The sequence below is a fragment of the Dictyoglomus turgidum DSM 6724 genome (assembly GCF_000021645.1).
GTDB lineage: Bacteria > Dictyoglomota > Dictyoglomia > Dictyoglomales > Dictyoglomaceae > Dictyoglomus > Dictyoglomus turgidum.
Genome location: NC_011661.1, coordinates 240,738 through 262,373 on the forward strand (window position 1 = coordinate 240,738; position 21,636 = coordinate 262,373).

Consider the following 21,636-nt stretch of genomic DNA (forward strand, 5'->3'; position numbering starts at 1 on the left):
AAAAGTTTGTTTTACTATAGATTGACCCCATGTCTATTAAAGTCTTAATTGCTGATGACCATACTTTAGTGAGAGAAGGAATTAAAGCTCTCCTAAAAGAAAGGGGAGAAATTGAGGTCATTGATAGTTGCAAGTACAGGAAACGAAATCATCTCAAAGACAAAAGAATTAAATCCTGATATTATTCTCCTTGATATATCTATGCCTGAGGTAGAAAATCTTTCCTTCTGTAAAAAGATCAAAGAAATTTCTCCCAATACTAAAATAATAATTCTTACCATGCATTTTTCAGAGGAATATGTAAAAGAGGCTTTCAAAAATGGCGCAGAAGGATACATATTAAAGGACTCATCCTTCTCAGAGCTTGAAATAGCAATTAAGTCAGTATTTGAAGGACATACCTACATAACCCCTAAGGTGTCCAAGGTAATTATAAAGGACTATCTTCAAAAAGAGCAAAATCCACTAAAACTCTCACCGAAAGACAAAAAGAGATCCTAAAACTTATAGCAGAAGGCTACTCCTCAAAAGAAATTGCCTACAAGCTTAATATAAGCATTAAAACTGTAGAAGCTCATAAATCTCAAATAGAGGAAATAACAATGGTTAAAGTCTTTATCATAGATGATAGCAAAGATTTTATAAATTCAGCAATAAAACTCCTTACCGAAGAGGGAATTGAGGTAATAGGCTATGCCTACTCTGGAAAAGAAGGGATTGAAAGTCTTCAAAACTTAAATCCTGATATTGTATTTGTAGATATAGTAATGCCTGATATGGATGGATTCTCAGTAATAAAAGAGCTTAAAAAACTAAACAATCCTTTTAAAACCGTAATTCTGACCTTATATGATAATGACGAATACAGAAAAGTAAGTGAGGAAATAGCAGACGGATTTGTCTCTAAATCTGACTTTTTCTCAAAGATAAAAGAAATATTAGAAGGCATCCTAAGAGAAGAGAAAAAGAAAACCATATATAAGAAATGAACTTGTAGAAGTTTTTGTAAAATATGGAAAATCCATAATACCTATCCTTATAGAGAGGCTAAAGGAGGAGGATTTAGAAATAAAATCCTCTACCATTATTGCCTTAGGAAGAATAGGAGACAAATCTGTTGTGCCTCATATAGTTGAAGTCTTAAACAATCACGAAGAATTAGCAGTGGTATGTGCTGGAGCTCTTGCGAAAATAGGGGATAAAAGTGCCTTATGTCAGACAAGCTATAATATCCGCATTAAATTCTATAGGACATCCTTCTATGCCAGAAAGGATAAAAAAGCTTCTTAAAAGTGAAAATCCTTATGAAAGAGAGTCTGCAGTAAAAATCGCAGGATACTTTGGATATGAAGAATGTAAAGAAGAAATTTTTAATTTGGTAAATGACAAAGACGAAGAGGTAAGAAAAGTAGCATACGAGAACATAGTCTTCTTTGAAGATGAGAAAATTTTCGAAATATTAAAAGAAGGTTTAGAAAAAGAAAAAAGAAAAGTGCGAGAGGTAATAGCAAGATCATTAATTTATTTAGGTAAAGATAAGGCTTTACCTCTCGTTGAAATAGCTCTAAGAGACTCATCTCCATGGGTAAGATATTACGGAGTTAAATCTCTGATTCATCATAATCCTCCTGATCTTTTAAGTATCCTACAAGATCTTCTTTCTAAAGAAGATACCACTCTTGTAAAAATAATCATCATAGAGTCTATTGGAAAAACAGGAAATGTAAAGGCTATTGATATCTTAAAAATGTTAATGGACACCAACGACAAGGATTTACTCCTTGCAGAACAATCTTTAGTAGGACTTAAAACCTTTAATGATTTTCTCAATTATATCTATGAAGAAGATAGAGAAAGATTCAAACAAAGATATCACGAGCTCTTAGATAAGACTTTTGAATATATTATAGATGAGTTCAAAATTAAAAAGGGAAAGGATATAGCATATATTGAGATGTCTATGGTAGGAATAATGTATAAAGGAAAGCCTGCCATTTTAGGAACTACCCTTGACATAACTTATAGAAAAAAGATGGAAGAGGAATTAAAAATATTATCCATTACAGATCCTTTAACAGGACTTTATAACAGACGTGGCTTTATCACCTTAGCAGATCACACTTTAAATCTTGTAAAAAGATTAAATAAAAAAGCTATAATCTTATTTATAGACCTTGATTATATGAAATGGATTAATGATAATTTAGGACATAATGTAGGAGATCAAGCATTAATTGATGTTGCTAACATACTTACCTCTACCTTTAGGCAAAACGATCTTATCGCAAGAATTGGAGGGGACGAATTTGTAGTACTTGGAATTATTGGAGAAGAAAACCATAAGGAGAAGATAATTGAAAGACTGACAGAAAAAGTAAAAGAATTCAACACCAAAGAAAAAAGACCCTACAAGCTGTCTTTAAGTGTAGGTTATGTAGTATACGATCCTGAAAATCCTAAAACCCTTGAAGAACTTCTCCAGCTCGCAGACCAATTAATGTACGAAGAGAAAAGACTAAAGAAACAAAACAGCCAATATCCCTTTGGAAGGCGCTAATAATTCTTATCTTTTCCTTTGCTCAAATAACCAGTCTATAACTTCTTCATTGTCATAGACTGGTATCCAAGAGGCATGGGGGTGATAACCCATTCTCTCCATCTCTCCCCACAAAAACTCCGTATACTTTACCTTTCCCCCTATTTCTACAAGCCTTTTTACTACCGATCTTGAAAATTCCACACTTACCAAATTGTCGTCTTCGGCATGAAAGATCCAAAGAGGAATGTCTCTTATCCTTTCAAGATTATTTATGTCTGCTCCCCCACATATGGGGATCGCTCCTGCAAAGAGCTCTGGATGTTCTATAAGAAGAGCAAAGGTACCAAAACCCCCCATAGAAAGTCCTGTTAAATAAATCCTATTAGAATCAATATTTTCCTCACTTATAATCTTCCTAATCAAATTTGCAACAGCAAGAAGAGTTTTTGTAGGTTTAAAGGGATTACCCCTCATAAGAAGCTCAGTCCAACTACTATCTGCAGGACACTGAGGAGCAAGAACAAAACAAGGGTGCTCTGCTTGCTGTCCTGGCTCTGCAAAAGTTACCGCACCTCTATACCATGCTATATGTAGAAAATTATCATTTCCCCTTTCTCCTGCACCATGTAAAAATACCACAAGAGGATATTTTTTATTTTTATCTATATTTTTAGGCACATAAAATCTATAAGGAAGAATAACTCCCAAATCCTTATCCTCATAAATCAAAGCTTTAAATTCATCTATTATAAGATGTCTCTCTTCAGAAGTAATCAATGAAAAGGGCATAATTTCTTTTCCATCTACACTCTTAATACTCACCTTCTGCTCTATTTCGTATTCTAACTTTAATCTTTTTGAAAGAAATCTTTGAGGATCAAAAGTAGCAGTAACAGCCGAAGGTTCCTTAGGATTTAATTCTAAAACTAAAAACCTTCCTTGATTAGTAAAGGGAGCAGGTAACAACTCTCCATTATTGTTAGCATAAACTTTTTTAATACTTCTTTCCACAAATTTCCCCTCAAGTTTTGTCTTTACTGAAAACATGTTTAGATTTAAATTTCCAGCATTTATCTCCGCATCATATTCCAAAACTACCGCTACAACCCTCTCCCCTTCAGGCATAACTCTCGTTACTATAGTTGCCCTTGGTATATTATGAGGAGTTAATACTTCAGACATTTTACCCTCCACAAAAACAGCATAATTTGTGAATATTATACCACCACAAAAGAGAGTAAGAAAGAAGAGGGCTGGGAGCATAAATCCCAACCCTCCATTACTTCTCATCATCCCAGCTATTGTATTTCTAAGTAATCCAAATATACGTCCCATGTTCCATTATCCGAAGTAAGGATTAGTTCTACCGTTTGATTCCCCGTAGCATGGGAAATATTGCTCAAGGTTTGTACCGTTGGTGTTGTGCCTGTAAAGTAAAAAGTTCCAACTTTCTGTCCTCCAATCCTTAAATCTACTGCTGCTGTATTATTATTACTAGAGCATCCACGGAGTCTAAAAGTATGCACAGAGTTTGCAAAGTATTGTGTATAGTATGCTCTGTCATTGTTTGCATAAAGTGCTACCCCGTTAAATGGACTTGATATCCTTGAGGCATATGGACCACTTAAGGACATGTTTTCACATTCTACTCTTGTTACAGTAGTACTGCCGCCACTACTGCTACTAGTGGAAAAGGTGTTTTGAGTTATATTAGCTGAACCACTACTCTGATAACCTTCAACACAAAGAGTAATCTGATCAATAGTACCAAGATTTAATCCCTTATTTGCCCAGGCTCTAAAATGATCAGTTACTGTAACTGTTCCACTGGTTCTCTTTGATGTCCTTACGCTCCAATACTGATCAAAGGTAGCTGTACCTACAATAGATGGTTGATTTACACGAGTAGTTCTGTAAATATCATAGGTACCACCATCAATGGTAACCTGCCCAAGAGATGTTGCACCTGGTGGACGCCAGGTACCCCAACTTTCTACAATGTAGAACTCCACTAAAGGATTAGTAGACCAGCCATAAATGCATAAGTAGGAGTTTCCATTAGGATTGTAAGTTGCCGAGTATGTAATTTTAACAGTACCTAAAGATTGCCATGACTGATTGTATTTCTTACCTGTCCTAAACAGTGCATTGTTTATATTGCTCCACTGACAGCTAAACCTTCCCTGAGTGTATACAGTCATTGTTGTATTCCCTGAATCTTTCCATAATTCATAGTAATATCCGTCAAAAGTACCACTTGCATTGCTTGTTAGAGTTATAGATGTTTGAGCATGTACTTGCGTATATACTGCAATAAGCAGCATAATTAAGAGAAGTTTAGTAAGTTTTTCTAAGTACACTTTAAACACCCCACTTTATTTTTTTATTACCCCTTTAAGGGCTACTTAGCCCAATAGGGGGTCCACTTTTAAAATCGTTTTTACAAACCTTTAAATTTTGATTAAAAATTTTATACTAAGAAGAATACCTTGTCAATATACTGAAAAAAATTACACCATGAAATTAATTTTGTAATAAAAGCCTTTAAAACAATAAAAAAAATTAATGAAACTATTTTTATACTTTTTAAAATATACTATATTTAATTCCTACTTAAAGGGAGCCTGTTTTAAAAAATTTTAGATGGGTAAAAAAGATAGCCTTAAATGGAATATCATCCAGCAACAAAAGATCTATGTGGCAAAATAAAGGTAAAAAGAATAGAGAATTTTAAAAGTTAACTTATTTTAATCTCCTGCAAGGAGCTCATCAGGTATCTAAATAGAGCGGTAGATAGAATAGATACAAAGAAAATCCCTGTAATAGACTTTTGAAAGTTTTCTCTTTGTGTGTTTAAAAAGTGTGGTATAATTAAAATGGAATTTAAGATTTTAAATCATACCCTCAATTAATACTCTTTAAAATCTTAAATTTCAAGAGAGAAAAGTAGGGGAATTTTTTAATTAGGGGGAGGAGAATGAGAAAAATATTAATTAAATTCTTTATTATTCTCATGTTTTTACTAATTATAACTTTTGCTTCAAGCTTTAAGGGCCAAGATTATAATGGTTTTAACTTCCCATACAAAGGTGCTCTTTTTCTACATGATGGAGATTTTGTTGAATTTTACTGCGACTCTAATCATAGTGTTTTTTATTATTTAACCTTTAAAAGTGGAAATTGTCCAGTTGAAGTAATGGAAAGGAAGAATGATGGCTCATGGAAATCAATCAAAACTATAATTTTACCCCCTAAAATGTATTCTAATAATGTAAATTTAAACAATCTAAGTTTTTTAGGCTTCTTTGATTTAGCAAACGTTCCAGGATGTTTGAACAAAAGAATAGGTATACATCTTAGAGAGAATAGAACAATTGGTGGAAATTATTATGGAGATAAAGATTTATTTATTATGCTAAAAGATGGGACAAATGTTTATCTTTGGAAAGGTGTTGATTCATATGAAGCATTTGATCTTGATGGAAGAGCAAGAAAAGAAGATAAATGGATAGAATATGCAAATAGTCTTGTAGATAAAAGAATCGCTACTATTAATAATATGATAAACACTTTTATTGAGATATCCTCTCTTAATGAGACGTCTGAAGCTATGAAATCGGCCTTAGGAAATCTTCTTAACGGCATATCCTCTTCCTATTTTCCTCCAGATCATTTATCTCTTGCAAAAGATTATTGTATAAATATAGCAACAGAGTATTTATCTCTTTATTCCCAATGGGCAATAAGTATGACAAGATCTCTAAATTATGTGGTTTGCGGAGCTTTAGGGGATGTTTATAGTGGAGCTTTTGAAGGTTTGCAATATGTACAATGGATGCAAAACATATTAAGTAAAACAATCCCACAGTCTATTTTAACAGTGAACGAAGCTTATGATAGGACTTTGAGTTTTAAGAGTTTTGTAGGTAGGATAAGAACTGCTTCTTCATCTCAGTTGGATAATTTAAAACAATATCTCTTAAAAGAAAAGGAAGCAAGACAAATAAAAAACAAAGAAAATTTAAGAAATACTCTTATTTCTCAACTTAGTTTACTTCATTCTTCAAGTTGTGATAATAATCCTCTCTTTACTAATGACCAAGATATATCAAAAGGCGAAGGTTTATCTTTGTGGCATATTTATGCAAAAGCATGTAGTATAGCAAAAAGCAGAGAAAATGATCCAAATTATCCCAAAGGAGAAAGACAGGCGTATTCAATGTTAAGAATTTTAACAGAGAAACTTATGGCTACCATCTTAAATTTATACCTTGAAACATTGTGGGTTAAAAATGCAGAAGAAGTTTCCTATTTATTAAGAGGATAGCTGATTTTAGATTATGCGAAAATTGTGGATAAAAGTGGGGTCTTTAAAAAATAGACAGGGGGGGGTCCGAATATGAAAACAAGGTATTTTAAGATTATCTTAATTTTTCTTTCTATGCTGTTAGTTTTAGGCTTCGCTTTAGCCCAAAGTGATTCTGAAGAATTAGTACAGATAGAAACAGAGGAGTTTGTTGAAGAATTAGAAGAAGTTGAAGTCTTAAATTTAATTCAAAATGGAGATTTTGAAAGCGGGCAGCTTTCTCCATGGGAGGTAGTATTAATAAATATAAAGGATTTTAATAAATATGAGGCAGAGATTTTTGTTGATTATTTTATGTGGGCAAGGAAAAACTCAGAAGCAGATGGTGGATATATTGGAATTAAACAATCTTTGGGAAATTACGATGTTAAAGAAAAGAAGACATTAAAACTATCTTTTGATATATTAGTTTCTTTACAGGAATTAGATTCAGATGGTTGGGCTGGAGGTGAGTATCCTGCAAACGTAGAACTTGTATTTGTAGATGAAAATAATGAAGAATATGTTTATAAGAAATGTTTCATTCTAAGAGGTAGCAAAATAAATTATCCGGAAAATAATGTGACTGAAATTGACAGTGGAGACTTTTATCACTTTGAAATAGATTTAATGCAAGATCATGAAATTTTAGAAAATATTTTATCTCATCCATATTTAAAAGAGATAAGAGTTGGGGGAAGTGGTTGGGATTTTGTAGGTGCGGTGGATAACATATTTTTAACTACTAAGTGACTTGTAAAATAAAGCGAGGAGTAAAAATTTTTAGGCGCTTCACTTGATGACCTTAATTTATATTATGAGGAGGGTTATAAAAGTGAAAAAAGTTTCTATTGGATTGTTTATTATTTTAATAATTCTTCTTGTGATAGTTTTTGCTTCTTCCTTTAGAAATAGAGACTATGGACAAGACGACTTCCCATACAAAGGTGCTCTTTTTCTACATGATGGAGACTATGTAATATTTGAATGTACCGAAGGCTATAATGGTTTTTATTATATGACAGGAAAAGATTATGAAGTGCCTGTGCAGGTTTTTGATTATAACACAGGGAAAGAGATAGGAGGATACTTATTTTTACCAGGAAATCCTTATCCAGTAGGTGAAAATTTTAGTTACGCTCCTTTCCGATGGATGGATTTGCAACAGGGATATAAAGGGAGGACACTAAAGATAGTTTTAAGAGAAAATAGAAAGATTTATAATAAAACTTACGGCGACAGGGATTTGCTTATTAAATTTAAGCCCGGCACAACTGTTTTGTACTGGCATGGGGTTGATTCAACAGATTGGTGCGATTTGGATTATGTAGCCAAGTAATGTTTTCTCCTTTATAGAAGTGAAGCGCCTAAATTTTTTCTTTGATATATATTTACGGAGCATGAATGGGGTTAGAGTAAACATTAAAACTTAAGCAGTTTTTAAACTTCGTTAAATTTCTGATCTGTAATCAAAAAAATCACCCTCCTAGGAGCTATTTTAAATGAGAAGGGTGATAAAATAATTAGAGATTCAGCTCCTTTAAAGTAGACAAACTTTATCTTTTGTATTAAAATAATTTGATAGCTAATTATTGGAGGTGTTAATTTTGCGATATCTCATAAAACTTGTCAAAATTGCAAAACCGTATTGGGGGTATCTCATAATATCAGCCATAAGTCTTCTTATTTTAACAGGAATAAATCTTCTTGGACCTTGGCTTATAAGAAGCCTTATAGGAATTATCACAAACATTACTCACTACCCCAATGCCAGAGAGGATATAATAAAAATATCTCTTGTTTTAGTTTTATCCTACATTTTAGGAATAGTTTTTCAATTCTTAAGAAACTATTTTTCCCATTATGCAGCATGGCATTTAGTGGCTGATGTAAGGATGATGGTATATGATAAACTACAAAATTTATCCTACAGATATTTTGTGGACAAGCAAACAGGACAACTTATGTCAAGGGTAGTAAATGACACTGCAAACCTTGAGATGTTAATTGCTCATGCGGTACCAGATCTTATAAGCAACCTATTAATACTTACAGGAATTGCTACAATACTTTTTATAATAAACCCTACCTTAGCCCCCCTTTCTCTCACCCCTATTCCCTTTTTACTTTTCAGTAGCAGTTTGTTTGCCAAAAAAATTATGCCCATATTTAGAAAAGCTCAAAAAGCTCTTGCAGACCTAAATGCAGATCTTCAAGATAACCTTTCTGGTATAAGAGAGATTCAGCTTTTTAATAAACAGGAGAAGGAGTATAAGAAAATAAAAGAAAAAGTATATAATCAAATAAATGCCCTTCTTTCTGCCTTAAAACTTAGCGCCGTATTCCATCCTACGGTTGGATTTTTAAGCTCCCTTGGAAACCTAATTGTGGTCTCTATTGGAGGAATAATGGCTCTTTCTGGCAAAATACAAGTTCAAGATATTGTAGGATTTTTACTCTACCTTGGAATGTTTTATCAGCCAATAAATGCCCTTGCCCAAATTTTGGAGAATGTTCAACAGGCCCTTGCAGGAGCAGAGAGGGTATTTGAAGTACTGGAGACAGAGCCAGAGATAAAGGAAAAGGAAAATGCTATTGAGCTTAAGGATGTAAAGGGTAAAATTACCTTTGAAAATGTTAATTTCTCCTATAATCCCGGGGTTTACGTATTAAAAAATATCTCCTTTGAAATAAATCCTGGAGAGATGGTAGCTTTTGTAGGTCCTACAGGAGTAGGAAAAACCACCATAATGTACTTAATAAATCGGTTCTTTGATCCTGACTCTGGATCCATAAAGATAGATGATATAGATATAAGGGATGTAACTTTAAAATCTCTTCATGAAAATATAAGTATAGTACTTCAAGATGTATTTTTATTTAATGGTACTGTCTTTGAAAATATAGCCTATGGAAAGGAGAATGCCACTCTTAAAGAGGTAATAGAGGCTGCAAAAATTGCCCATGCCCATGAATTCATAGAGAGACTTCCAAAGGGCTATTTTACTGAAATAGGAGAGAGGGGAATAAAACTTTCTGGAGGACAAAAGCAGAGGCTTGCCATTGCAAGGGCAGTCTTAAAAAATGCCCCTATACTTATCCTTGATGAAGCTACTTCATCGGTGGATACGGAAACGGAAAGTGAAATTCAGAAAGCTATAAACAATTTGGTAGGGACAAGAACCATTTTAATTATTGCCCACAGACTCTCTACGGTAAAAAGAGCAGACAAAATCATAGTATTAAAAGATGGAGAGATTGTGGAGATCGGATCTCACGAAGAACTTATTAAGAAAAAAGGACTTTATTACAAGCTTTGTTCGGTACAATTTGCCGAGGATAAAATGGCAGAGATTGTAAGAAATTAATCCTTTTCAAAACAGTCCATACAGACAATTTTTCCTTCTTTAATTCTCATATTTCTTTCCGAAGCCTTTTCCCCACAAATTTCGCATTTTAAAGAGGGATATATCCTTGCTCTTTTAGGAATTTCGTCCCTTGGAGCTTGAAATTCAAACATGTCTTCCACATTCATTTTTAAAAGTTCTTTAGTCCATTTTTCTCTATCTTCCCTTCGAGGAAGATCCTTTAAGACTATCCTTACTCCCTCTCCTGTATCTCTTACGAAGAATGTAAAGGCTTGTTTTCCTCTATCTTTGAAGATAAGATTTCCTTTTCCAAAGGTACATCCAAGAATATATTGAATAGCATCTACTCCACATGCATTATTTTCTGTAATACAAACTATCTCTTCATCTTCAGAAAAGGAAATCTTAAGTTTTGAAACCACTGCTTCTACTGCTTTATACCCTATAGCAAGCCCCGGACAGGAATGTCCATGAAAAGAAACACATTCGTCCCATAAAGCAGAATTAAATACTACTTTTTTTCTTGGTCTTTTTATAGCATCAATATCATAAACATATACTTTTATATCTAAAAGAGGACTCTTATCAATGGCATCAAGCCCTAACACATAAATTTTATTTCCTTCTATCTTTCTAATTTCGCCAATGGAAAAGGCAATAGGGTTTGGTCTTGAGGGAGACCTAGTGGAAAAAACACCTTTCTCTTCAGGTCCCCAAGGGGTTATGGTCTTAAGTCTATTCCTATCTGCTCTATCACACCAGTAAAGAACAATTATATGTTTTACATTCTCTAAACCTTGCATTGCATCTCTATATTCCTCAAAAATCTCAATAACTGACTCTTTTAAATCCTCTGCCCACCTTCCTTGAAAAGGTGCCTCTTCCTTAGTTTTATATGGACTATGAATGACTCCGATAGGTTTAAGCTCCATATAAAATCCTCCTCTTCAGAAAAATATAATTACACTGCTAAAGGTACTACTACTGGTATATTATTTACTTTATCAATAACCACTTTTACTCCATAAACTTCTTCAATAATTTTTTCATTTATCATCTCTATAGTACCTTGGGCATAAATGGTGTTATTTTTTAGAAAGATAAATTTATCACAAAATCTTAATGCTAAATTCACATCATGAAGTACCACAAGAGCTGAGATATTTTTATTAATCACATATTCCTTTATAAATTGCAAAACCTCAATTTGATTTTTTAGATCCAAATTGTTTGTAGGTTCATCAAGAAGCAAAATTTTAGGTTCTTGAGCTAATGCCCTTCCTATTATCACTTTTTGAAGTTCTCCTCCCGATATCTCATCCACACTCCTTAAGGCAATATGTTGAAGGTTTAAATCTCTAATTATTCTTTCCACTATCTCAAGATCTTTTAAAGTGGCATCCCATTTAATATGAGGTCTCCTCCCTAAAAGGATCACATCAAATACAGTAAGATTATAGTAATCATACTTCTGAGCCACATAGCCTATAAGCTTTGCAACCTCTCTTCTTTTTATATTTCTTATATCTTTCTTATTCAAATAAATTACTCCTTCTTTTGGTGAGAGAATCTTATTAATGCACTTTATAAGGGTGGACTTTCCAGCTCCATTATTACCAAGAATTCCTACCATTTCTCCTTCTCTTACCGAAAAGGTTACATTCTTTAAAACAGGTGTACTTCTATAACTAAAATGTAATCCTTGAATTTCAAGAATCATCTTTTAAACCTCAAAGAAAGAAGGTAGAGAAAGAAAGGAGCCCCAAGAAGAGAAGTTATAGCACCTACAGGAAGTACTATGGGAGAAATTACAGTTCTTGCTAAGGTATCGGAGACAAGTAAAAGTAGTCCACCAAAAAGGGCAGAGCCAGGAATAAGAAACCTATAATCATTTCCTACAAATCTCCTCATAATATGGGGTGCAATAAGGCCTACAAATCCTATAACTCCAACACTCGCAGTTATTACTGCGGAAATCAAAGAGGTTATAAGCATGGAAACAATTCTTTCCCTCTCCACATTAATTCCAAGACTTTTTGCCGTTTCATCCCCACCCTCAAGGGAGTTATAATCCCACCTTCTGGAGACAAAATAAAGAGTACCCAAAAGTATCACAATAAATATTATCTTTATATCTTTTAAAGAAATTCTACCTATATCTCCAAAGGTCCAAAAAATCACTGCAGCAATTTTTACCTCGTTAGCAAAGTACTGAATGATGGTGGTCAAAGCAGAAAAAAGAGAAGACAAAGAAACTCCTGCAAGGATCATAGCCTCAGGCGTTACTTTAAATCTGGAAGAAAGAAGAATAATCAATACAGTAGTCATCATAGCTCCTAAAAAAGCAAAAAGGGGAGTTAAATAAGGAATATTCTGGTTAAACAACACAATAGACAAGGTAGCTCCCAAGGCTGCTCCTTGAGAAATACCCAAAGTAAAGGGAGAAGCCATAGGATTTCTTAGAACATTCTGAGATATACAACCTGAAACTCCAAGCCCAATTCCTGCTAAAATAGCCCCAAGTACTCTAGGAATCCTTATCTGCCATACAATTAAACCTAATTTACCTTCACCCTTTCCGAGAAAAGCCCTGACAAAATCTAAAAGATTAATCCCAGAGGACCCTACATTCAAGGCAAATATAGAAAAGATTATTGTGAAAAATCCTAATAAAAAGATAAATAAGATCTTTCTCCCCGTATATTCCTTATACTCTTTTACTGTAATTTTATACTCCATAACTTTACTCTTCAAGGTTTACCCTTTTAAGTTCTCCATATGATTTGGCAAGTTCAGAGTAGATATTCTTCCCCCTCTCCCCAAAGAAAAAGGTATAAATCTCTTGAGCCTTGTTTCCTATAATTATATCCTTAAATTTATCAGGATATACCACTTTGGCTACCCAAAACATATCTACAAGGGCAGTATCAATATTGGTATTGTAATTGTTGTAAGGATATATTCCATAGATATTTTTATTTTTATAAGCTCTCAAGGCTTTATAAAAATCAGGATTTTTACTAAAGTCGTCCTTTACTAAATTGAGATTTCCAAGATCCAAAAAGATTATATCAGGATCCCAAATCAAAAGCTTCTCCTTCTCTATAAATACGCTACCCTTTTTACCAAGAGAATCAGCTACGTTCTTGATATAAAGGGGAGTAAAAATTGGGAAATATCCTTGAGTACTCTCTATACCCCTTGCCCCCTTAAATCCTAAAGCTCCTACGTAAACCGATGGTTTATTTTTATCAGCAATATATCTCGTCTTTAAGGAAAAGGCATTCCTTATATTTTTTATATAAGTTATAATGGCAGAAGCCCTTGCTTCCTTGTTTAGCACCTTACCAACAATCTCCAAAGATTTAAAGAGATCTTCATCAAAGGTGCCAAGAGTACCATAATTTAAAACCACTACAGGAATTTTTGTTTTCTCATAGAGCTTATCTGCTCCACCCTTGTCCAAAAGTTGAATAACAAAGATTACATCAGGATTTACTGCTATTAGTTTTTCAGGATCCGGAGAAGTATCAGGTCCTCCCTGACCAATTATGGGAAGTTTCTCTATAATATCAAAAAATGCCATATTATAAGTCCTACCAATGGTGTACCTTTTATCAATATTTTCTACCCCTACAATTCTACTAAACTGATCTACATAACTTACAATTCTTAAGGCTCCCGGACCAATAGCCACGACCCTTTTTACTGGCTGACTTATCTCAACCTTCCTTCCTGCAAGATCAATTATTGAAATAGTATTTTTTGTCTGAGAAAAAGATAAAGAGGAATAAAATATTAACAATAGAGGTATTAACAGAGCGAATTTGAAAATGTATTTATTTATATTCATATCTACTTTTCCTCCTCTTAGTGCTACTTTTTACAAAAATTATAACACAAAAAGAAAAGTAAAAAAAGATCTGTGATATAATATAAAAAAATGGTTCCTGAAAATAATAGGGATATATTGATAGTAGAAGATTCACCCACTCAGGCAGAATATTTAAGAAAGATTCTGAGAGATTATAATTTTTCCTCTTTTGTTGCTCTTTCAGGAGAAGAAGCTATAGAGATCTTAAAGAGTAAAACCCCTAAATTAATCATATCGGACATTTTGATGCCTGGAATTGATGGATTTGAACTCTGTAAGATAGTAAAAAGCAGTGAGAAATGGAAAGATATAATTGTATTATTACTTACTACCTTGTCTGATCCAAAAGATATAATAAAAGCCTTAGACGTTGACGCAGATGCCTTTATAATAAAACCCTTTAATAAAAAATATCTCATATCTACAGTTCAATTTCTTATATCCCACAGTGAATTAAAAAAACTTGGCTATACAGAGTCGAACTTAGAGATAAATATTATGGGGAAGAAATATACCCTCAGATCAACTCAGATCCAAATTTTAAATCTTCTCCTATTTTCCTATGAAAAAACCATTGGAGATATGGAAGAGATTAGGAAATTAAAACAAGAAATCAAGAAACTAAATGAAAAATTAAGAGAAATATATGAAAAGGACAAAGAATATGATTTTCTTATTGAAGGAATTCCTATTCCCATTCTGGTAATAAAAGATATAAGAGGAGAAATCATAGGTGCTAATTCTTCGGCTCTTTCCTTTTTCAACATGAAAAAAGAAAAGATCATTGGAAAAAACATCTTTGAGATCCTTCACCTTTCTCCCCTTCATATTACCCAACTTAGGGAAACTCTTACACCATCAAAGGATAAAAAAACGGTTAAAATTAAAGCAACTTTGCCCTCTGGAGAGTCAGCAGAGCTTCGAATTATAACCACTCCTATATTTTATAAAGAAGTTCCTGCCTTCCAAGTCTCTATATTGAAAACTTAAAATCCTTCTCTTTAAAAAGCCTTATACAAGCATCAACCACATCAGGATCATATTTTGTTCCTTTGTTTTTCTCAATTTCTTCCAAAGCCTTATCAATTCCAAAAGGAGGCCTGTAAGGTCTATGAGAGATCATTGCCTCAACCACATCTGCCACCGCTACGATCCTTGCAGAAAGATTTATCTCCCCATTTTTTAATCCTTCAGGATATCCGGATCCATCAAGCCTTTCGTGATGTTGAAGTACTATATAAAGTACCTCTGGAGGAAAATCTATATTCTTAAGCATATTGTATCCCGTTAAAGGATGAGTTTTTACTATCTCCATTTCAATGTTATTTAATTTACCAGGTTTATTTAAAATCTCTCCAGGAATTGCAATCTTCCCAATATCATGGAGTAACGCTCCTATTCTGATGGCGTCAACTTTATCCTTAGGCAAACCAATCTCTTTTGCGATAGCGTGAGAAAGTTCTGCAACTCTTTTCTGATGATAAGCAGTATAAGAGTCTTTATGCTCCATTATGGAAGAAAGAGTATTAATCACTTGATTATATAGATTGGTAATTTTACTAACACTTCTTCTTAAATCTTCCTCTAATTCTCTCTCCTTAGTTTTATCAAGAATATAGATTAAAACTCTCTCCCTTCCCACAGGGTAAACATATACATTTATAAATCTTAATTTCCCAATAGGATCAATGACTTCAACCTCAAAGTTTAAATTCAAATTGCCGTCATAAACTTTTAAGAGTTCATTTTTCAAAGTATTTAAACCTTCTTCAGTAAAATAATTAAACACGTTTTCTTTAAGGGCGTCAAAACTAAATCCTTTATACTCATTATAAAAGCTTTCATTTATGTAAATAAATTTGATTTTACCTATAATCTCATATATAGCCTCAGGATAAATCTCAAGATACTTATCAATTTCATTTCCTGCGATTTTCTTAATAATCCTAAAATAATTAAACATTTCAGAAAGATCCACCTCAATGATGGGGAAGGGACTTTGGGATATAAAAGATGCATAGTTTTCATACATATATGTTAAAAAGGAGAAATCATTTATAGTTATAATGTTTAAATTGTAATCTGAAAAAGAGAAAAAATTTATAAAAATCTTTATCTTTTCTCCATTACTTTTGGTTAAATAGGTTTCATAACCCCAGTCCAATTTTTTCCAAGAACTTATGTCCCCAAGGATCTCGTATATGTGTTTCTTATCTTTAACCTCTTCTCTTTTGTATCCTGACTTCTTCTCAAAGTTTGAATCGCATTCTAATACTAAACCTTGAGAATTTACAATCAAAAAACAAGAACTTATATTTTCAAAAAAATCTTTCATACAAACTCTTCCTTATATCCCACTCACCTTACTCTGAGTAAGATTATAGCATAGTTTCCTTTGAAACAAAAATATACTAAATTTTTAACTTCTTATTTCAATTTCCAAATCCTAAGATGAGAGTACTAAAAGCACTGCTATAAATAAAGCTAAAATGTTAAGGATTTTAAATTTAATATTTCTCTACCCCTTAGGTTATATATTAAGTCGCTTAATAATGTGATATGATAATTAAAAAAGTCACGGGGAAAATATGAAAAGATTAATCTTTACAACTATTTTTATTTTTGTATTTTCTGTAACCTCAGCCCAAACCTTAAGTTTTAATGGAAACATGAATATAAATTCTTATTATGCCTACTTTTCAGGAGACTCATCCCTAAATTATCTCTCCTCAGAGATTCAAGAAGGAATTTATTTCTACCAAAATTCCCAATTTTCCATAGATTACCTCACTAAAAACCTATCTTTAAATTTCAGTTATCAGTCTCAGCCTAAGGAAAGAGTAGATTTATTCCTGAGATCGGAAAATTTTTATATGAATTTTAGTAATGAACTTTATCAGAACTTCTCTCCACTTACCTTGTATAATAAGATCCTAAACGGCATCTACAGTTCATATGAAAGGAAAAAATTAAATATGGCTTTAATCTTTGCAAAGATTGAGGGAAGAAAAAAGATGACAAAATTTAATGGAAACGAGACACAGGGTCCATATTTTATTGGAGACTTCTTTTTGATACCTTATAAAGAGAGGGCCTATTTAAATGGAAACTTGTTAAAAAGAGATGAGGATTACATAATAGATTATACTTATGGGGTAATTTATTTTAACTTTGTGGTGTCCTTCCAAGATGAAGTAATCTTAGAATATGAGATTTCAGGAAATACTGAAATTTACAATGTGGCGGGTTTAGGTATAGGGTATTCTCCCTTTAAATTAAGTTATATCTCCCTCCAAAGTACATCCACAAATACTCAAAGAAGCTTTATAGAAGGATCTTTTAAAATAAAAAGGGACGAGAATAACTTTTTAGAAATAAGAAGATCTTATGCCCTCCTTGAAAACAATTACTCGGGATATGCAGACTATTTAAAGCTATCTTTCAAAGGAAAAATTATAAACAGTAATCTTGAGATTATAAACTCCACTGAAAATTATCCTTATATTCCAGAAATTCTTGGAAATTTTAATCTCACTCCTGGACTTCGAAACCTTACTTTAAATCTTAATCTAACCCCTTTAAGTATTATTAATTACTATTTTTCTTATAACTTAAGTGGGGATAATATAAAGTGGCTTCATAATTTAAGCATGAATTCTACATCTTTAAAGCTTTCCTTATCATACCGAGAAGAAAACAACAAAAACACTCAAGTCTTAAATTTCACTTATATTCCTATAAATTTATATGGCATGATTCAGAAGATTAATACAGGTTCTTCAACTATAAACACTTGTACCCTATCTCTATTACCTAAGATTAACAATTTTAACCCTTCTTTTTATTTCTCTCAAAAAGAGCAATTAATAGGTTCTTCTTATATAAAAGAACAAGAAATAGGAGGAAGCATAAGTTTAATAGGGAAAATTTTTGATTTTTCCATAGGAGGAAACTATAAAGTAAAAGGGAATTTAGATCCTCAAGCACCTATTCCCATATCCCAAAACTTTATTACCAACGGCGAAACCTATATTTTTGAATTAAATTATACTCCTTTACAAGATTCCATAAATTTATACATAAATAATACATATATCAGCAATAATGGAACCTTTACTTATTATCTCCCCGATGGCACTTATAAGACTTATACAGTAAATTATTACACTTACAATAATACTATTTTTATATTCTTCATTGATGAAGAAGGAGAAAATCCTCCTCCCGCAGGACTAAACATAACCATCAATTACCAAACAATCCTTCCTCAAAGAACTTTTTCTCAAAGCACTTTCTTAAAAATGAGAGTAAAATATTTCAACCTAAACCCATTATTAACTCTGCAAAGAAACAATGATAACAACTTCGTATACCACAATATATCTCTCTCCACTTATGGAATGCCTATTCAAAACCTCTGGATAAGCCTTACTGGAAATAAGGATATAGAAAGACCAAGAGGAAACCTATCCTTAAATGCCAATTACTATCTTAAGTCATCTTCTCTTAATTTTAACTTTTATTACAATGAGACAGAAAATATGGAAACTTTGTCTTCAAAAACTAACCTAAATCTCTCTTTTAATCCCTATGACTTTATTATTTACCTTGAGTACTATCAGAACTATTATTACCAAAATTTTTATAAAAATCTTTCCCTCTCTTTTGAACTAAAAAGATCCTTCTCCTTTGGAGATTTTAAAATTAAAATAACCAAAAATAAAAGAGAAGCATCTTATTCCTTGGCTCCTTATAAAAAGAACCTTCAGAATTTATCTTTTTCCAAAAAATTTAACGAATATACTACTGAACTCTCTTTTTCCCATGAATATTACAGCGATAAAGCAGAAAGGTATATAATAGGCTTATTTCTAACTCCTACAAAAACTCTCCCAAATTCCTCTGCTTTTATAAAATATATACTAAACAAAAAAGAAACAAATTTGCATATTTTTCAGATAGGAGGCAATATTTCTATAAACTTCTAATACCCCTTAGTTTTAACTAATTGCGTAATCTCAAAAATTTGTAATATAATTCTTTATATGAAAAACGTTTTCCTAATAGTATTAATAATCATATTAACATTTTCCATATCCTTTTCACAAAGCCTCAATATAAATGGCAACACCTATATAGATACGTATTTTTCCATATTTTTTGGGAACCCTTATCTTTTATCTCTTAATCCAAACATTCTCAAAGGAATATACATCTACCAAAATTCCCAGTTTTATTTAAATTACCATATACCTAAATTTACCCTTGACTTCTCTTATATTTCCCATCCCACGGACATCATGGAACTTTTCTTAAATTTTTCTGAGTTTAAAATTAGATTTAGTAATCTCCTTAACCTAAACTTTTCCCCACTCTCCCTATACAATAAAAAGGTTAACGGTATTTATATCACATATGAAAATAATACTCTTTCTCTTAAAGGAATAATATCAAAAATAGAGGGATTAAAAAAATATAAAAACTTTTATGGAAATGGTACCCCAGGACCTTACTTTCTTGAGGATACCTTTCTAACACCCTTTACAGAAAAAGTATATTTAAATGGGAATCTTTTGCAAAGGGATTTTGATTACGCTATAGATTACAAGCAAAGAATAATATCATTTAGCTTTGTAATTACAAAGAATGATTATATAGTCATAGAATATGAATCCCCCTCCAAAGAAATTTATAACCTTTCAGGCTTCTCCTTAAACTTAAGTGCTCTAAATCTTTCTTACCTTAATTTAGAGAAATCTATAGAGAACACCCAAAACAGTTTTTGGGAAGTAGGTATAAATATGGAAAAAGACGAAAATAACCTTTTAAATCTCCGAAGATCTTTTTTCTTTGTTAACAACATGTATTCTGGGTATGCAGACTACTTAAAATTTGCTCTGAGTAAAGAACTTTTCACTGCATCCTTGGAATACCTGTATGCAGAAAAAGGATACATATATTTAACAGAAGTTTTAGGGAACAACAATCTCTTATCTGATTCAAAATATATACATTTTAGCTTGAGTTTACTTCCCTTTTCTTCTTTAAGCTATATTTATGACTTTGAAAACAAAATTACCAAAGGAGAAGAGTTCTCAAAACAAAATCATACCCTTATATTGAATACCAACAATTCAAAAGCTGAATTCTCTTATAGCTATGAAAAAAGTAAAGAAGAGATTGGAATAACTTACACTTACTATCCTTTATCTTTAAATAGTATGTACAAAAAGACGATTTCTAACTCTTATGTCTCGTCAACTTATAGTATGTCTCTATCACCCTCTTTAGATTTTCTAAATTCTTACTTTTTAGTTTATTCTAACGATTATTATTCGGATAAAGCTTATTTTAGAGACTTCTCCTATACCATAGGAATAAGCATAAAAAGTAAAAGCTTTGAATTAAATATGGGAGAAAAATTTAATAAAAAAGAAAATTTAAATCCAGATACTCCCATTTATTTAGCTCAAATCTTTATGACCGACGGAGTAAATTTCTCTTTCCAACTATCTTACCCTACTATTGATATAAATTCAGTTAGTGTCTATATAAATAATATTCTTGTTAAAAATAATAGCACTTTTACATATCTTTTTCCTGACGGCTCTTATAAGACTTATACTTTAAATCTATCTATATATGAAAATAGAGTAGATCTATTCTTTGTAGACAATAATGGAATTCATCCTCCCCCTCCAGACCTTTCCTTAACCATCTACTACTTAACGATTATTCCTCAAGAAAGCTATTATCAAAGCCATGATTTACAATTAAAGTTTACAAGTCCAAAGATAAGTTCCTCCGCTTCTCTTCAGAGGATAGAACAGGATTTCATCTATGACTATCTTATTAATTTCTCAGCCCGAGGAACAATTCTTAAAAACCTATGGATAGATCTCACGAATATTTATAAAATATATGAAAAAAACAACAAGCTTTTACTTAAATCTGTATATTTCTTTTTACCTTCATATATTTATTTAGATTTAAACATAAATAGCTTCCCCTATGCAAAAACTATTCTTTTCAAAATTAACCCAGTTCTGACTTTTGGTGAAGATTTTATAAATTTCTCTTTAGAACATCTTGAAAACACTTATTATGAAGCATACCTTAAATACCTGTCTCTAAACTTAGAATTTAAAAAGAAATTCTCTCAAAATGAATTTAAAGCACATTTTTACAAAACCTGGAGGACTTATACTTCATCTGTAGATACTGGCACCTATTTACTAAATTCTGAATCTATAAACCTCTTAAGAGAATTAAATAAATCAAAATATGAGTTATTTATAATCCACGAAAAATATAATACCAACTTAGAAAAATATACTGTAATTTTTACTTATATTCCCAACAAATCTGAAAAATTTACCAACAATTGCCTTTATATAAAAGGAATATACAGTGCATTAGAGCAAAACTATTCTTTTATCCTTCAAATAGGAGGTAATATTTCTGTGAATTTTTGAAATTAGTATAAATTTGACACATATCTATTTAAGTA

General features: G+C 32.1%; 18 protein-coding genes. 11 read left to right on the plus strand and 7 right to left on the minus strand.

What is annotated here, in order from left to right; genetic code table 11:
• Positions 1 to 120 precede the first annotated feature (120 nt).
• The 4 genes from DTUR_RS01185 to DTUR_RS01205 all read left to right on the plus strand — a co-directional run bounded on the left by DTUR_RS01185 (position 121) and on the right by DTUR_RS01205 (position 2,557).
• The gene (locus tag DTUR_RS01185; RefSeq protein ID WP_164930945.1) at positions 121 to 501 is read left to right on the plus strand and encodes a response regulator; all 381 of its coding nucleotides are present in this window, start codon (positions 121 to 123) and stop codon (positions 499 to 501) included.
• A 101-nt stretch (positions 502 to 602) separates the two neighbouring features.
• The gene (locus DTUR_RS01195; protein ID WP_012582651.1) at positions 603 to 989 is read left to right on the plus strand and encodes a response regulator; all 387 of its coding nucleotides are present in this window, start codon (positions 603 to 605) and stop codon (positions 987 to 989) included.
• Between the two features lie 37 nt (positions 990 to 1,026).
• On the plus strand, positions 1,027 to 1,290 hold the full coding sequence (locus DTUR_RS01200) for a HEAT repeat domain-containing protein (protein WP_476583417.1): 264 nt from the start codon (positions 1,027 to 1,029) through the stop codon (positions 1,288 to 1,290).
• A complete protein-coding gene (locus DTUR_RS01205) occupies positions 1,262 to 2,557 on the plus strand; it encodes a diguanylate cyclase (RefSeq protein ID WP_164930947.1) in 1,296 nt (431 codons plus the stop codon). The genes DTUR_RS01200 and DTUR_RS01205 overlap by 29 nt, the downstream gene beginning before the upstream one ends.
• Positions 2,558 to 2,563: 6 nt before the next feature.
• Here DTUR_RS01205 and DTUR_RS01210 read toward each other — a convergent pair whose 3' ends face one another.
• Positions 2,564 to 3,721 (minus strand): carboxylesterase family protein, encoded by a 1,158-nt coding sequence (locus DTUR_RS01210; protein WP_164930948.1) that lies wholly within the window; start codon positions 3,719 to 3,721, stop codon positions 2,564 to 2,566.
• Between the two features lie 116 nt (positions 3,722 to 3,837).
• On the minus strand, positions 3,838 to 4,863 hold the full coding sequence (locus tag DTUR_RS01215; protein WP_164931041.1) for a glycoside hydrolase family 11 protein: 1,026 nt from the start codon (positions 4,861 to 4,863) through the stop codon (positions 3,838 to 3,840).
• A 653-nt stretch (positions 4,864 to 5,516) separates the two neighbouring features.
• Here DTUR_RS01215 and DTUR_RS01220 point away from each other — a divergent pair.
• From DTUR_RS01220 to DTUR_RS01235, 4 genes are all read left to right on the plus strand, one after another.
• Positions 5,517 to 6,866 carry a hypothetical protein gene (locus DTUR_RS01220; RefSeq protein ID WP_012582655.1) on the plus strand — a complete coding sequence of 450 codons (1,350 nt, stop codon included), beginning with the start codon at positions 5,517 to 5,519 and terminating at the stop codon, positions 6,864 to 6,866.
• Positions 6,867 to 6,938: 72 nt separating this feature from the next.
• Entirely contained in the window at positions 6,939 to 7,637 is a 699-nt protein-coding gene (locus DTUR_RS01225) for a hypothetical protein (protein ID WP_012582656.1), read from the plus strand.
• Positions 7,638 to 7,719: 82 nt separating this feature from the next.
• Complete coding sequence (locus DTUR_RS01230) at positions 7,720 to 8,223, plus strand: hypothetical protein (RefSeq protein WP_242603715.1); 504 nt, start codon at positions 7,720 to 7,722, stop codon at positions 8,221 to 8,223.
• 268 nt (positions 8,224 to 8,491) lie between these two features.
• A complete protein-coding gene (locus tag DTUR_RS01235) occupies positions 8,492 to 10,252 on the plus strand; it encodes an ABC transporter ATP-binding protein (protein ID WP_012582658.1) in 1,761 nt (586 codons plus the stop codon).
• Here the strand turns inward: DTUR_RS01235 and tsaA are convergent.
• Genes tsaA through DTUR_RS01255 form a run of 4 tightly spaced genes read right to left on the minus strand, consistent with a single transcriptional unit; the run spans position 10,249 to position 14,105 of the window.
• Complete coding sequence (gene tsaA / locus DTUR_RS01240; RefSeq protein WP_012582659.1) at positions 10,249 to 11,184, minus strand: tRNA (N6-threonylcarbamoyladenosine(37)-N6)-methyltransferase TrmO; 936 nt, start codon at positions 11,182 to 11,184, stop codon at positions 10,249 to 10,251. The two genes, DTUR_RS01235 and tsaA, sit on opposite strands and share 4 nt — an antisense overlap.
• 29 nt (positions 11,185 to 11,213) lie before the next feature.
• On the minus strand, positions 11,214 to 11,972 hold the full coding sequence (locus DTUR_RS01245) for an ABC transporter ATP-binding protein (RefSeq protein WP_012582660.1): 759 nt from the start codon (positions 11,970 to 11,972) through the stop codon (positions 11,214 to 11,216).
• Positions 11,969 to 12,991 (minus strand): FecCD family ABC transporter permease, encoded by a 1,023-nt coding sequence (locus DTUR_RS01250; protein WP_012582661.1) that lies wholly within the window; start codon positions 12,989 to 12,991, stop codon positions 11,969 to 11,971. Before DTUR_RS01250 ends, DTUR_RS01245 begins: the two co-directional genes overlap by 4 nt.
• A 4-nt stretch (positions 12,992 to 12,995) precedes the next feature.
• On the minus strand, positions 12,996 to 14,105 hold the full coding sequence (locus DTUR_RS01255; protein ID WP_012582662.1) for an iron ABC transporter substrate-binding protein: 1,110 nt from the start codon (positions 14,103 to 14,105) through the stop codon (positions 12,996 to 12,998).
• Positions 14,106 to 14,195: 90 nt separating this feature from the next.
• Between DTUR_RS01255 and DTUR_RS01260 the strand changes: the two genes are divergently transcribed.
• Entirely contained in the window at positions 14,196 to 15,116 is a 921-nt protein-coding gene (locus tag DTUR_RS01260) for a response regulator (RefSeq protein ID WP_012582663.1), read from the plus strand.
• Here DTUR_RS01260 and DTUR_RS01265 read toward each other — a convergent pair.
• Positions 15,100 to 16,461 (minus strand): HD domain-containing phosphohydrolase, encoded by a 1,362-nt coding sequence (locus DTUR_RS01265; protein ID WP_012582664.1) that lies wholly within the window; start codon positions 16,459 to 16,461, stop codon positions 15,100 to 15,102. The two genes, DTUR_RS01260 and DTUR_RS01265, sit on opposite strands and share 17 nt — an antisense overlap.
• A 253-nt stretch (positions 16,462 to 16,714) precedes the next feature.
• On the opposite strand from DTUR_RS01265, the gene DTUR_RS01270 reads away from it, so the two are divergent.
• Both DTUR_RS01270 and DTUR_RS01275 read left to right on the plus strand, forming a co-directional pair.
• Positions 16,715 to 19,114 (plus strand): hypothetical protein, encoded by a 2,400-nt coding sequence (locus DTUR_RS01270; RefSeq protein ID WP_012582665.1) that lies wholly within the window; start codon positions 16,715 to 16,717, stop codon positions 19,112 to 19,114.
• Between the two features lie 312 nt (positions 19,115 to 19,426).
• A complete protein-coding gene (locus DTUR_RS01275; RefSeq protein ID WP_012582666.1) occupies positions 19,427 to 21,601 on the plus strand; it encodes a hypothetical protein in 2,175 nt (724 codons plus the stop codon).
• Positions 21,602 to 21,636: the final 35 nt, after the last annotated feature.

Coding starts and splice junctions, on each gene's coding strand:
- DTUR_RS01195 (WP_012582651.1), top strand. CDS start 603: ATGGTTAAAGTCTTTATCATAGATGATAGCAAAGATTTTATAAATTCA.
- DTUR_RS01205 (WP_164930947.1), top strand. CDS start 1,262: ATGCCAGAAAGGATAAAAAAGCTTCTTAAAAGTGAAAATCCTTATGAA.
- DTUR_RS01210 (WP_164930948.1), bottom strand. CDS start 3,721: ATGTCTGAAGTATTAACTCCTCATAATATACCAAGGGCAACTATAGTA.
- DTUR_RS01215 (WP_164931041.1), bottom strand. CDS start 4,863: ATGCTGCTTATTGCAGTATATACGCAAGTACATGCTCAAACATCTATA.
- DTUR_RS01220 (WP_012582655.1), top strand. CDS start 5,517: ATGAGAAAAATATTAATTAAATTCTTTATTATTCTCATGTTTTTACTA.
- DTUR_RS01225 (WP_012582656.1), top strand. CDS start 6,939: ATGAAAACAAGGTATTTTAAGATTATCTTAATTTTTCTTTCTATGCTG.
- tsaA (WP_012582659.1), bottom strand. CDS start 11,184: ATGGAGCTTAAACCTATCGGAGTCATTCATAGTCCATATAAAACTAAG.
- DTUR_RS01245 (WP_012582660.1), bottom strand. CDS start 11,972: ATGATTCTTGAAATTCAAGGATTACATTTTAGTTATAGAAGTACACCT.
- DTUR_RS01250 (WP_012582661.1), bottom strand. CDS start 12,991: ATGGAGTATAAAATTACAGTAAAAGAGTATAAGGAATATACGGGGAGA.
- DTUR_RS01255 (WP_012582662.1), bottom strand. CDS start 14,105: ATGAATATAAATAAATACATTTTCAAATTCGCTCTGTTAATACCTCTA.
- DTUR_RS01260 (WP_012582663.1), top strand. CDS start 14,196: ATGGTTCCTGAAAATAATAGGGATATATTGATAGTAGAAGATTCACCC.
- DTUR_RS01265 (WP_012582664.1), bottom strand. CDS start 16,461: ATGAAAGATTTTTTTGAAAATATAAGTTCTTGTTTTTTGATTGTAAAT.
- DTUR_RS01270 (WP_012582665.1), top strand. CDS start 16,715: ATGAAAAGATTAATCTTTACAACTATTTTTATTTTTGTATTTTCTGTA.
- DTUR_RS01275 (WP_012582666.1), top strand. CDS start 19,427: ATGGAACTTTTCTTAAATTTTTCTGAGTTTAAAATTAGATTTAGTAAT.